General features: G+C 69.9%; 10 protein-coding genes. 7 read left to right on the forward strand and 3 right to left on the reverse strand.

Annotated elements, in window-relative coordinates; genetic code table 11:
- Window positions 1-45: 45 nt before the first annotated feature.
- The 3 genes from ACIRDU_RS31980 (at window position 46) to ACIRDU_RS31990 (ending at window position 4,452) form a co-directional block, all read left to right on the forward strand.
- Entirely contained in the window at window positions 46-747 is a 702-nt protein-coding gene (locus tag ACIRDU_RS31980; RefSeq protein WP_403586014.1) for an HAD family hydrolase, read from the forward strand.
- A 409-nt stretch (window positions 748-1,156) separates the two neighbouring features.
- The gene (locus ACIRDU_RS31985; RefSeq protein ID WP_403586016.1) at window positions 1,157-2,761 is read left to right on the forward strand and encodes an ABC transporter substrate-binding protein; all 1,605 of its coding nucleotides are present in this window, start codon (window positions 1,157-1,159) and stop codon (window positions 2,759-2,761) included.
- A 107-nt stretch (window positions 2,762-2,868) separates the two neighbouring features.
- Complete coding sequence (locus ACIRDU_RS31990) at window positions 2,869-4,452, forward strand: ABC transporter substrate-binding protein (protein ID WP_403586018.1); 1,584 nt, start codon at window positions 2,869-2,871, stop codon at window positions 4,450-4,452.
- 87 nt (window positions 4,453-4,539) lie between these two features.
- Here ACIRDU_RS31990 and ACIRDU_RS31995 read toward each other — a convergent pair whose 3' ends face one another.
- A complete protein-coding gene (locus tag ACIRDU_RS31995; protein WP_020141342.1) occupies window positions 4,540-5,211 on the reverse strand; it encodes a response regulator transcription factor in 672 nt (223 codons plus the stop codon).
- A gap of 54 nt (window positions 5,212-5,265) precedes the next feature.
- On the reverse strand, window positions 5,266-6,237 hold the full coding sequence (locus tag ACIRDU_RS32000) for a RecB family exonuclease (protein WP_403586021.1): 972 nt from the start codon (window positions 6,235-6,237) through the stop codon (window positions 5,266-5,268).
- 199 nt (window positions 6,238-6,436) lie between these two features.
- On the opposite strand from ACIRDU_RS32000, the gene ACIRDU_RS32005 reads away from it, so the two are divergent.
- The 3 genes from ACIRDU_RS32005 (at window position 6,437) to ACIRDU_RS32015 (ending at window position 10,190) form a co-directional block, all read left to right on the forward strand.
- The gene (locus tag ACIRDU_RS32005) at window positions 6,437-8,158 is read left to right on the forward strand and encodes a site-2 protease family protein (RefSeq protein WP_403586024.1); all 1,722 of its coding nucleotides are present in this window, start codon (window positions 6,437-6,439) and stop codon (window positions 8,156-8,158) included.
- Window positions 8,159-8,390: 232 nt separating this feature from the next.
- Window positions 8,391-9,293: a tRNA (adenine-N1)-methyltransferase gene (locus ACIRDU_RS32010; protein ID WP_403586026.1), complete on the forward strand. Its 903-nt coding sequence runs from the start codon at window positions 8,391-8,393 to the stop codon at window positions 9,291-9,293.
- 318 nt (window positions 9,294-9,611) lie between these two features.
- Window positions 9,612-10,190 (forward strand): hypothetical protein, encoded by a 579-nt coding sequence (locus ACIRDU_RS32015; protein WP_403586029.1) that lies wholly within the window; start codon window positions 9,612-9,614, stop codon window positions 10,188-10,190.
- A gap of 59 nt (window positions 10,191-10,249) precedes the next feature.
- On the opposite strand, the gene ACIRDU_RS32020 is transcribed toward ACIRDU_RS32015, so the two are convergent.
- Window positions 10,250-10,555: a ferredoxin gene (locus ACIRDU_RS32020; RefSeq protein WP_403586031.1), complete on the reverse strand. Its 306-nt coding sequence runs from the start codon at window positions 10,553-10,555 to the stop codon at window positions 10,250-10,252.
- Between the two features lie 245 nt (window positions 10,556-10,800).
- Between ACIRDU_RS32020 and arc the strand changes: the two genes are divergently transcribed.
- Complete coding sequence (arc, locus tag ACIRDU_RS32025) at window positions 10,801-12,567, forward strand: proteasome ATPase (protein WP_403586033.1); 1,767 nt, start codon at window positions 10,801-10,803, stop codon at window positions 12,565-12,567.
- Window positions 12,568-12,787 lie beyond the last annotated feature (220 nt).

The raw sequence follows: 12,787 nt of genomic DNA on the forward strand, positions 1-12,787 counted from the left end.
TCCCTCCTGGGAACCGGCCTGAACGTCCCTCAAGGAGGTACGTGGATGACCAGTACGGTCCCCGCGCTCGGCACCCTTACGGCCGAAGGTTCAGCTCTGCAAGCCGTGCTGCTCGACATGGACGGCACCCTGGTGGACACGGAGGGCTTCTGGTGGGACGTCGAGGTCGAGGTCTTCGCCTCCCTCGGCCACACGCTCGACGAGTCCTGGCGCCATGTCGTGGTCGGCGGCCCCATGACCCGCAGCGCGGGCTTCCTCATCGAGGCCACCGGTGCCGACATCACCCTCGACGAACTCACGGTGCTCCTGAACGACGGCTTCGAGGCCCGTATCGACCGCGCCCTGCCGCTGATGCCGGGCGCGGGGCGACTGCTGGCCGAGCTGTACGAGTACGAGATCCCCACGGCCCTGGTCTCCGCCTCGCACCGGCGCATCATCGACCGGGTGCTGACCTCGCTGGGCGCGCACCACTTCGCCCTCACGGTGGCCGGTGACGAGGTCCCACGCACCAAGCCCCACCCCGATCCGTACCTGGCGGCCGCCTCCGGCCTCGGTGCGGACCCGGCCCGGTGCGCCGTCATCGAGGACACCGCCACCGGGGTCGCCGCCGCCGAGGCCGCGGGCTGCCGGGTCGTCGCCGTGCCGTCCGTGGCCCCCATCGCCCCGGCCCTCCGCCGTACGGTCGTCACCTCCCTGGAAGAGGTCGACCTGACATTTCTGCACGGGCTGATGACGGAAATGCGCTAGGCGTTCACCCAGCGTGCAGCGGCGATAGAGCGACAATTCCGAAGACGAATTCGAACCCCTCCGGATGAGCGAATTCCCGTACCTCTGAACCCGTTTACGCGTGTGACGTTCCCCACGCGACCCGGGGTCGACAGGGGATCGGGCATGTGCTGCGCACCCCCTCCGGGGGGCCGCAGGCGTGCCCTTGTGTCCCGATTGATGGAACGCTGTACCAAAGCTTCCGCTGTCGGGTTTTCGGTCTGTCCGCACCCGGTTCCGCAGCGTGATGGGTGCTCAACTCCGGTGGCTGCGAACCTTCCTGCCGGCCCCGACTAATCTCGTCGCGAGAACATCGCCCCACCCCCGTGATCCGCTGCGCCACCCCTGCATGCCGGGTACACGGAGTCGACAGCTCTGGAGAAACTCGAGCATGAACCGCAAGACTTTGGTGCTGCCGGCCGTGATCGGCCTGCTCGCGCCGGTGCTCGCCGCCTGCGGCGGGTCCGACAGCGGGAGCGGCGACAGCGGCGCGATCGTCGTCGGCACCACGGACCGGTTCACCGCCTCGAAGGACGCCCCCGCGCCCCTCGACCCGGCGTACGCCTACGACGTCGGCACCTGGAACATCCTGCGCCAGACCGTGCAGACCCTGATGATCCAGCCGCGTGGCGAGGGCGAACCCGTGCCCGAGGCCGCCGAGCGATGCGGCTTCACCGACACCGGCAACGAGCGCTACGCCTGCACCCTGCGCGACGGCCTGAAGTTCGCAGGCGGCGACGCCGTCACCGCGGCCGACGTGAAGTACTCCATCGACCGCGCCCGCTCCCTCAAGGCCGACAGCGGTGTGTTCGCCCTGCTGTCCACCATCGACACCGTCGAGACGCAGGGCGACCGCGAGGTCATCTTCCACCTCAAGACCGCCGACGCGACCTTCCCGTACAAGCTGTCGACCCCGGTCGCCGGCATCGTCGACCCCGACGACTACCCGAAGAACAAGCTGCGCGACGGCTTTGACCTGGAGGGCTCCGGCCCGTACACCCTCAAGGCCGATGTCGAGAACGGCGAGCTGGTCAAGGCCGAGTTCACCAAGAACCCCGACTACAAGGGGGCCCTGGAGGTGAACAACGACAAGGTCGACATGATCTCGTTCAAGGACGCCGACGCCATGGGCAAGGCGCTGGACAAGGGCGACATCGACCTGATGACCCGAACCATGTCGCCGGATCAGATCCGCAAGCTCTCGGGCGACGCGGACACCGGCGTCGACCTCGTCGAGATGCCCGGCCTCGAAATCCGCTACCTGGGCTTCAACACCGACGCCCCGACGGTGAAGTCCAAGGCCGTGCGCCAGGCGATGGCCCAGGTCGTCAACCGCAGCGCGCTGGTCTCCAAGGTCTACGGCTCCCAGGCCGAGCCGCTGTACTCGCTGGTCCCGGCCAGCGTCACCGGCCACTCCAACTCGTTCTTCAACAAGTACGGCGAGCCGAACATCACCAAGGCCCGTTCCCTGCTCAACCAGGCGAACATCACCACCCCGGTGAAGCTGACGCTGCACTACACGACCGACCACTACGGCCCGGCCACCAAGAAGGAGTTCGAGGTCCTGCGCGACCAGCTGAACTCCAGCGGCCTGTTCGAGGTCGGCATCAAGGGCACCCCCTGGGACACGTTCCGCCCGGCCGAGAAGAAGGGCGAGTACGACGTCTACGGCATGGGCTGGTTCCCGGACTTCCCGGACGCCGACAACTTCCTCGCGCCGTTCCTCGACGCGGACAACACCCTCGGCTCGCCGTACGACAACAAGCAGATCCGCGACACCCTGATCCCCGAGTCCCGCCGTGAGGCGGACCGGCTGTCCGCCTCCTCCAGCCTGACGGACATTCAGGACATCGTCGCCGGTGACGTGCCGGTGCTGCCGCTGTGGCAGGGCAAGCAGTACGTCGCCGCGCGCGACGACATCACGGGTACCGCGTACGCGCTCAACTCCGCCTCGACGCTCCAGCTGTGGGAGCTCGGGCGGGGCGTGAGCGGCTGACGGACCCGCTGGATCCCCGGGGCCTGTGACCGCGGCCCCGGGGAGCCGTGCCCCGGAGCCAGGGACACGCTCCGGGTGTTCTCGAGAACCGACGACAAGGCACACACGTGAACATACGCAACCAGTGGCCGGTCCTGCCCATCGTGGCGGGGCTCGCCTCCGGACTGCTGACCGGCTGTGGCACGGAGAGCGGAGACTCCGCGGGGGACAGTGCCAACGTGGTGGTGGGGATGTCCGACGACGTCCTGGCCACGGACCCGGCCTCCGGCTACGACCCCGGCTCCTGGCTGTTGTTCAACAACGTCTTCCAGTCCCTGATGAGCTTCCCCAAGGGCGCCACGGAACCGCAGCCGGAGGCCGCCGAGAGCTGTGCCTTCACCGACACGCAGACCACGGTCTACAAGTGCACGCTGAAGGACGGCCTCAAGTTCAGCAACGGTGACGAACTCACCTCGAAGGACGTCAAGTTCTCCTTCGACCGCATGCTGAAGATCAACGACCCCGACGGGCCCGCGATCATGTTCCCGATGCTGGAGAAGGTCGAGACGCCGGACGAGAAGACGGTCGTCTTCCGCCTCAACACGGCCGACGCCACCTTCCCGAGCAAGATCGCCTCCGGCGCCGGCTCCATCGTCGACCACAGCCAGTACGACGCGGACGGGCTCCGCAAGGACGGCGAGGCGGTCGGCTCCGGCCCCTACCAGCTCGACTCGTTCGACGACGGACAGGCGGTCTTCTCCGTCAACGAGAACTACAAGGGCACCGCCGAGGTGAACAACACCGGCGTGACGCTCAAGTTCTTCGACGGCGACCAGACGGCGCTGAAGCAGGCCATCCAGAACGGCGACATCGACATCGCCTACCGCGGTCTCACCGCCGGCGACATCGCGGACACCGAGAAGGCCGACGACGGCAGTGGCGTCGAGGTCGTCGAGGGCAGCAGCGCCGAGGTCCAGCACCTGGTGTTCAACATGGACGACCCGGTCGCCGGAAAGCTCGGCGTCCGCAAGGCCATCGCCCACCTGCTCGACCGCGAGGCCCTCATCAAGGACGTCTACCAGGGCACCGCGACCCCGCTGTACTCGATCATCCCGGCCGGCATCGCGGGCCACAACACGGCCTTCTTCGACACCTACGGCGCCCGGCCCTCCAGGTCCAAGGCCCAGGCCGCGCTGCGCGAGGACGGCATCACCGGCAAGGTGAAGCTGACCCTCTGGTCGACCCCGTCCCGCTACGGCCCCGCGACCGACCAGGAGCTGAACGCCATCGCCGGGCAGCTCAACGCCAGCGGCCTGTTCGACGCCGACGTCAAGTCCGTCCCCTTCGGCCAGTACGAGAAGGACATCGCCGCCGGCAAGTACGGCGTCTACGTGAAGGGCTGGGTGCCGGACTACCCGGACGCCGACAACTTCACGGCCCCCTTCTTCGGCAAGGGCAACGTGCTGAGCAACAACTACGACAACGGCACGATCACCGGTTCGCTCATCCCGCGCACCGCCGCCCTGACCAACCGGGCCGCCACGGACAAGGAGTTCGGGGAACTCCAGGACATCGTCGCCGACGAACTCCCCGTCCTGCCGGTGTGGCAGGCCAAGCAGTACGCGGTCGTCCGCGACGGCGTCTACGGCCTGGAGTACTGCCTCGACGCCTCGACGGTGTTCCGCTTCTGGGAGCTCAGCAAGGACGCCTGACGCACAGGTGTGCCGACCCACAGGTGTGAAGAAGGGCGCCCCCTGCTCCGGCGGGGGGCGCCCTCTCGCGTATCGGCTCGCCGGCCGCTACTGCGCGCCGGGGCGCACCAGCCCGCTCTCGTAGGCATACACCGCGGCCTGCACACGGTCGCGCAGGCCCAGCTTGGTCAGCACGTGCCCGACGTGCGTCTTGACGGTCGTCTCGCTGACGAACAGGTCGGCGGCGATCTCGGCGTTGGACAGCCCGCGCGCCACCAGCTTCAGCACCTCGACCTCGCGGTCGGTGAGCGTGTGCAGTGTGTCCGGCACCGGCTCGTCACCCGACGGCAGATGGGTGGCGTACTTGTCGAGCAGCCGGCGCGTGATGCTCGGCGCGAGCATCGCCTCACCGGCGGCCACGACCCGGATGGCCTGCACCAGCTCGTTGGCGGGCGCGTCTTTGAGCAGGAACCCGCTGGCACCGGCGCGCAGCGCCTCCACCACGTACTCGTCGAGGTCGAAGGTGGTCAGCACCAGCACCTTCGCCGGGCCGTCCCGCCCGGGCCCGGTGATCTGCCGGGTCGCCTCCACACCGTCCATCCGCGGCATGCGGATGTCCATCAGAACCACATCGGGCTGTAGCGCACGCACCTGGTCGAGTGCCTGCAGTCCGTCACCGGCCTCCCCGACGACAGCGATGTCCTGCTCGGCCTCCAGGATCATCCGGAAGCCGGTACGGAGCAGCGGCTGGTCGTCGACCAGTAGGACGCGGATGGCCACGTAAGTCTCCTTCGCTAGTCCGGCCCCATTCTGCCCTGCGCGGGTCCGCCGGACTCAGCCGCCCTCACCGGCCGCCGGTTGCACCGGCAGCTCTGCCGCGCGCACCGCGAGGGGGTACGGCGGAGGAGTGCCGCCGAACTCCGGACAGTGGGCCTGGTGGTCGCACCAGCCGCACAGCTTGGTGGGGCGCGGCCGCCAGTCACCCGTCTCGGTGGCCAGCCGGATCGCCTCCCACAGCGCCAGCAGCTTGCGCTCGACCCGCTCGAGATCCGCGAGGACCGGGTCGTACGTCAGCACCTGGCCGCTACCGAGGTAGACCAGCTGGAGCCGCCGGGGGATCACGTTCTTCAGCCGCCACACCACCAGGGCGTAGAACTTCATCTGGAACAGCGCGCCCTCGGAGTACTCGGGCCTGGGGGCCTTTCCCGTCTTGTAGTCGACGATCCGGACCTCGCCCGTGGGAGCCACGTCGACCCGGTCGATGATGCCGCGCAGCCGCAGCCCCGACTCCAGCTCGGCCTCGACGAACAGCTCCCGCTCGGCCGGCTCCAGCCGGCTGGGGTCCTCCAGGGTGAACCAGCGCTCGACGAGCTGCTCCGCCTCGCCCAGCCAGCGCGCCAGCCGCTCGCCCTGCGGATCATCCGCGAACAGCTCCACGACCTCCGGCCGCGTCTCGCGCAGCCGGTCCCACTGGCCGGGGATCAGCGACTTCGCCCGGGGCACCGTGCGCTCGGCGGCCGGGGCGTCGAAGAGCCGCTCCAGAACCGCGTGCACGAGGGTGCCCCGGGTCGCCGCCTCGCTCGGCTTCTCCGGCAGCCGGTCGATGACCCGGAAGCGGTAGAGCAGCGGGCACTGCATGAAGTCACTGGCACGCGAGGGGGACAGCGAGGCGGGCGCTATGGCGGTGGGCCCGCTCGGGGCGGCCGTCTCCACTGCTGTCGTCGCGGGCCCGGCCGGTACCGGCGGATCCACCGCCGCGGCCGGGCTGCTGTCGGGCTGCGCCGCGCCCTCGGTGCTCGTCTCCATGCCCCAGACCATACGGCCCGCCACTGACAGTGACCCAGCCGCGGTCGCGCCCCGCGCGACGTCAGAAGCCGTGAGAGGAGGGGAGGTACGGGAAACACCGGGGGTGCCGGGGCGGAACGCGCCTCGACGGACGCATACCATCGACTCGAGACCCTCCCGTCCGGCAGGCGCGGGAGACGCTTCGATCGAGGGGACACCGGTGGACGAGAGCGGCGGGCGCGGGCGGCCGCAGTCCGGCAACGACGAGTCGGCCGAGCGCCACGCGGGGGCTCCGGCCCGGGCCGCCGACCCGACCCCCGCCGACGAACAGCCCACGGACGAGCGGCGTTTCACACCTGAGCAGCCCACCCCGGAAGCTCACACGCCGGAATCGGACCCGACCGCGCCGGAGGGGACCGCCGAGGCCCCCGAGGACCACGCGGCACCGGCCCCGGACTCCGCCGCCGGCGGTTCGCCCGACCCGCGGACTCCGGACGCCGCCCGCGAGGAGCCCGCCGGCCCGCCCCCGTCACCCGCGGGTGACGGGCAGGCCGCCGACGCCCACGCCGACGGCCCGCACCCGGCGCCCGCCCAGGGCGAGCACGACCGAGGCCGCCCCACGGAGAGCGACACGCACCCCGACCGCGCCTACGCCAGCGGCCCCCACTCGGCCCCTGCCACCGGCCGGCCCGAGGCGGACCACCCGGGCCACCACGCCGAGCCCTCCGCCCCCGGCGACCGCCCCCTCGCCCACTCCGCCGACGGCAAGGGCCCCGCCCCTCAGCGGCCCGAGCCCCGCGGCGGACTGCTCATGGGGCGGCCCTTCGGGGTGCCCGTGTACGTCGCGCCGAGCTGGTTCCTCGTCGCCGCGCTGATCACCTGGGTGTTCGGCGGCCAGCTGGAGCGCGTACTGCCCGAGCTCGGTGCCGCCCGCTACCTGGTCTCCCTGTTCTTCGCGGTCGCCTTCTACGCCTCCGTACTCGTCCACGAACTGGCCCACACGGTCGCCGCCCTCCGCTTCAAGCTCCCGGTCCGCCGCATCCAGCTCCAGTTCTTCGGCGGCGTCTCCGAGATCGAGAAGGAGGCCGAGACACCCGGCCGGGAGTTCGTGCTGGCCTTCGTCGGGCCCCTGCTCTCCCTCGTCCTCGCCGGTGTCTTCTACGCCGCCGTGCAGACCGTGGAACCGGGCACCGTCCCGGGCGTCCTGCTCGCGGGCCTGATGATCTCCAACCTCATCGTGGCCGCGTTCAACCTCCTGCCCGGCCTGCCCCTCGACGGCGGCCGCATGCTCCGCGCCGTCGTCTGGAAGCTCACCGGCAAGCCGATGACGGGCACCATCGCCGCCGCCTGGGTCGGCCGCGCCCTCGCCGTCTCCGTCCTCATCGGACTGCCCCTGCTGACCCAGTCCGGTGCCCTCGGCACCGACGCCGTCGACAACGTCGGCATGGACACCGTCCTCGACGCCCTGCTCGCCGCCATCCTCGCCGCGATCATCTGGACCGGCGCCGGCAACAGCCTGCGCATGGCCCGCCTGCGCGAGCACCTCCCCGAGCTGCGCGCCCGCACGCTCACCCGCCGCGCGGTCCCCGTCGAGACCGACACCCCGCTCTCGGAGGCCCTGCGCCGCGCCAACGCCGCCGGAGCCCGCGCCCTGGTCGTCGTCGACGCCGACGGCAAGCCCCTCTCCCTCGTCCGCGAGGCCGCCATCGTCGGCGTGCCCGAGCACCGCCGCCCCTGGGTCGCCGTCAGCGGTCTAGCCCAGGACCTCACCGACGGCATGCGCGTCTCGGCGGAACTGTCGGGAGAGGAACTCCTGGACGCCCTGCGCGCCACCCCGGCCACCGAGTACCTGGTCGTGGAGGAGACCGGCGAGATCTACGGCGTCCTGTCGGCGGCCGACGTGGAGCGCGCCTTCGTCAAGGCGATGGCGAGGCCGTCCTAGGGGGTGTCCGCAAAGTCGCGTCGTTCGCCCGGAGGGCGGGGCCCGCGGCGTTCGGTGCGTGCTCTCGGCGTGCCGGGCCGGGCACCCGCGTACTGGTTGTACTCGGGTGTTCGCCCGGTGCGGCGAGAGTGCGTGCCGGGCGTCGGCGGGGCAGGCGGGACTTTGCGGACACCCTCTAGGGCCTGTCGCCCTGGTGGTCGGTGGCCCTCTCCGGGGCCGGTAGGCTGGTCACATGTCCGAACCGACCGGTGCCGCCCGCAGGCGCGGGCCCTTCAAGGTCGGGGACCAGGTTCAGCTGACCGACCCCAAGGGCCGCCACTACACGTTCACGCTCGAGGCCGGGAAGAACTTCCACACCCACAAGGGTTCCTTCCCGCACGACGAGCTGATCGGCGCTCCCGAGGGCAGCGTTGTCCGCACCACGGGGAACGTCGCCTACCTCGCGCTGCGCCCCCTGCTCCCCGACTACGTCCTGTCCATGCCCCGCGGCGCCGCCGTGGTCTACCCCAAGGACGCGGGGCAGATCCTCGCCTTCGCCGACATCTTCCCCGGCGCGCGCGTCGTGGAGGCGGGCGTCGGCTCCGGCTCGCTCAGCAGCTTCCTGCTGCGGGCCATCGGCGACGAGGGCATGCTGCACAGCTATGAGCGCCGTGCGGACTTCGCCGAGATCGCCCAGGCCAACGTGGAGCGCTACTTCGGCGGCCCGCACCCCGCCTGGCAGCTCACCGTCGGCGACCTCCAGGACAACCTGTCCGACGCCGACGTCGACCGCGTCATCCTCGACATGCTCGCCCCCTGGGAGTGCCTGGAGGCCGTCTCCAAGGCGCTCGTCCCCGGCGGCATCCTGTGCTGCTACGTGGCGACCACCACCCAGCTCGCCCGGACCGTCGAGTCCATCCGGGAGATCGGCTGCTTCAACGAGCCGAGCGCCTGGGAGTCGATGATCCGCAACTGGCACATCGAGGGCCTGGCCGTCCGCCCGGACCACCGGATGATCGGCCACACCGGCTTCCTGCTCACCGCCCGCCGCCTCGCCGACGGCGTCGAGCCGCCCATGCGCCGCCGCCGTCCCGCCAAGGGTGCCTACGGTGAGGACTACGCCGGCCCCAACGCCGACGGCGGCACCGCCCGCTGAGCCGGTCCGACACCGCATCCAACGCACAGGCGCCGTGGCGCAGTTCCCGGATCCGTACCGGAACTCCGCCGCGGCGCCTTTCCGTTGCCGCCCCGGGTGAACCCTCACGGACGCCGTTGACCTGCCGCGAAGCCCGCAACCGCCCCTGTGGCGCCGTGGCAGGGGCCGTGCCCGCACGGCCCCGCTGACACAGCGGCAGGAGCCGTAACCCTTCTGCCTTCCCCGGCACAGGTCGTGCACACCCCGCCGTTCCCTCTCGGTGTGACGTGTGGCACCATGCTGGCCACCCCACCGGCACAGCCTCAGGAGACACTCCTAGTGCAGTCTTCCGCCGTCCCGGAGCTCGCCCACACCCACACCCGCCCCATCCACTGGCTCGCCACCGCGACGGCCGTCGCGGGCGTGGTGGCCTTCTCCTCGGTCCTGCAGCCCGGCGCGGCGACGGCGGCTCAGCCGGCCGCCCCCGAGACCAAGAGCGCTCCGGCGCACATGACTCCGCCCGACCCGACCGCGGTGACGTTCCCCGTCGAGTGCGGCCCGGTGAAGGCCGTGGTGACGAAGCGGGCTTCCGGGGACCTCGACGGCGACGGCAGGCCCGAGACGGTGGCCGTGGTCCACTGCGACTCCCCGATGGGCACCCCGCCGGACGGCGTGTACGTCCTCACGCACGGCACCGACGGCGGCAAACCGCGGATCGTGGCCACCCTGCTCGACCCCGAGGACGGCACCACCGTCACCGACTTCGCCGTCCGCGACGGCGCCGTCACGGCCACGCTCCTCGGCTACTCGTCGGCCGATGTGCCGCGTTGCTGCCCCGACGAGAAGAGCGACGCGAAATGGCGTTGGCAGAACGGCTCGTTCGTCCGCTCGACGTCGGCCGGAGCCCGCAGCGTCTGAGACGTGTGGGCCGGCGCGTGTGAGATATCAGACAGTAGTCACGGAACGTAGAGAAGTGGTCACTCCGTGTCCGGTCCGTAGACCTCGGCCCTGTCCGAAACCCGACGTACGTGGATGCACTCGCCCGGACACTCCTTCGCGGAGTCGATCACGTCCGTGAGGAGCGGCAGCGGAACGGGCGTTGTCGCACCCTTGTCCTGGAGCAACTCGTCGTCGGCGCTCTTCACATAGGCCAGACCGTCGATGTCCAGCTCGAACACCTCGGGCGCGTACTGGGCGCAGATGCCGTCGCCGGTACACAGGTCCTGGTCGATCCAGACCTCCAGCTCCTCGCCGTCGGCCCCGGCCACCTGCTGCACGCTCATCTCTCCTGCCGTTTCTCCGCCGAGCCGCATCGGGAATCCGGCCAGCTCCGGCGGGTGTTGAACAGTTCGACCCTACCCCCGGCTGGGTTCCAATCATGTTCGCTGGGTATTCCCCTGGCGTGAGGGAGAGCGCAAGGGTGAAGATCGGACACACCCCGACCGTCTTTGTGATCTAGGGGTTTCAATCGACACCCGCCCAGGTAGGGTCTGGAAGCGTCCAGCTCCCCTTGGAGGAGGTGAGGACCGTGGCAGCCCACGACGACGACATGAACCGCGGCATCCGCCCGGGACGCGGGTCCGACGACCCGGCCGGGCAGATCGCCTACCTTGAGCAGGAGATCGCCGTCCTGCGACGCAAGCTCGCCGACTCTCCGCGACACACGAGGATTCTCGAAGAGCGGATCGTCGAGCTGCAGACCAATCTGGCCGGCGTGTCCGCGCAGAACGAGCGACTCGCCAACACGCTCCGTGAGGCCCGTGACCAGATCGTGGCCCTCAAGGAGGAAGTCGACCGGCTCGCACAGCCGCCGGCCGGCTTCGGTGTCTTCCTGACGGCCAACGAGGACGGCACCGCCGACATCTTCACCGGCGGCCGCAAGCTCAGGGTGAACGTCAGCCCCAGCGTCGAGCTCGAGGAGCTCCGGCGCGGCCAGGAAGTAATGCTCAACGAAGCGCTCAACGTGGTCGAGGCCATGGAGTTCGAGCGCGTCGGTGACATCGTCACCCTCAAGGAGATCCTCGAGGACGGCGAGCGGGCCCTGGTGCTCGGACACACCGACGAGGAGCGGGTGGTACGGCTCGCCGAGCCGCTGCTGGACGTCACCATCCGCCCCGGCGACGCCCTCCTGCTCGAACCCCGCTCCGGGTACGTCTACGAGGTCGTGCCGAAGAGCGAGGTCGAGGAACTCGTCCTCGAAGAGGTCCCCGACATCGGCTACGAGCAGATCGGCGGTCTCGGCGGCCAGATCGAGGCCATCCGCGACGCGGTCGAGCTGCCGTACCTCTACCCCGACCTGTTCAAGGAGCACGAGCTGCGCCCGCCCAAGGGCGTCCTGCTCTACGGTCCTCCCGGATGCGGCAAGACGCTCATCGCCAAGGCCGTCGCCAACTCGCTGGCCAAGAAGGTCGCCGAGGTCACCGGCCAGGCCGCCGGCAAGAGCTTCTTCCTCAACATCAAGGGCCCCGAGCTCCTGAACAAGTACGTCGGCGAGACCGAGCGGCAGATCCGCCTGGTCTTCCAGCGCGCACGCGAGAAGGCCAGCGAGGGCACCCCCGTCATCGTCTTCTTCGACGAGATGGAGTCCCTGTTCCGCACCCGTGGCTCCGGTGTCAGCTCGGACGTGGAGAACACCATCGTCCCGCAGCTGCTCGCCGAGATCGACGGTGTGGAGGGCCTGCAGAACGTGGTCGTGATCGGTGCCTCCAACCGCGAGGACATGATCGACCCCGCCATCCTGCGGCCCGGCCGCCTGGACGTGAAAATCAAGATCGAGCGTCCCGACGCCGAGGCCGCGAAGGACATCTTCGGCAAGTACCTCACCGAGCGCCTCCCGCTGCACGCCGACGACCTCGGTGAGCACGGCGGCAGCAAGGCCACCACCGTCCAGAGCATGATCCAGACAGCGGTGGAACACATGTACACCGAATCCGAGGAGAACCGCTTCCTGGAGGTCACGTACGCCAACGGTGACAAGGAAGTCCTCTACTTCAAGGACTTCAACTCCGGCGCCATGATCGAGAACATCGTCGGCCGCGCCAAGAAGATGGCGATCAAGGACTTCCTCGAGAAGAACCAGAAGGGCCTCCGCGTCTCCCACCTCCTCCAGGCCTGCGTGGACGAGTTTAAGGAGAACGAGGACCTGCCGAACACCACCAACCCGGACGACTGGGCCCGAATCTCCGGAAAGAAGGGCGAACGGATCGTGTACATCCGTACGCTCATCACCGGAAAGCAGGGCGCGGACACCGGACGCTCCATCGACACGGTGGCGAACACCGGTCAGTACCTGTAAAAGGCAGGGCGGCTGCGGGTGCCCTCGGCGGGTACCCGCAGCCGACTGTTTTTCAGGCCACGGCTGGAGCAACGCAATGACGCAAATGATCTCCCCACCAGCGCAAAGGCGTTCTAGGCTCTTGCGTACCGCCGAGTCGCGCAGTGCGGGGACGGGCACCGCACACGCAACCGAGCGCCAGCGGTATCTGAGTGGCGCCCACGACCGAGGGCGCCGCCGG

The sequence above is a fragment of the Streptomyces sp. NPDC093598 genome (genome assembly GCF_044764825.1).
Taxonomy (GTDB): Bacteria; Actinomycetota; Actinomycetes; order Streptomycetales; family Streptomycetaceae; genus Streptomyces.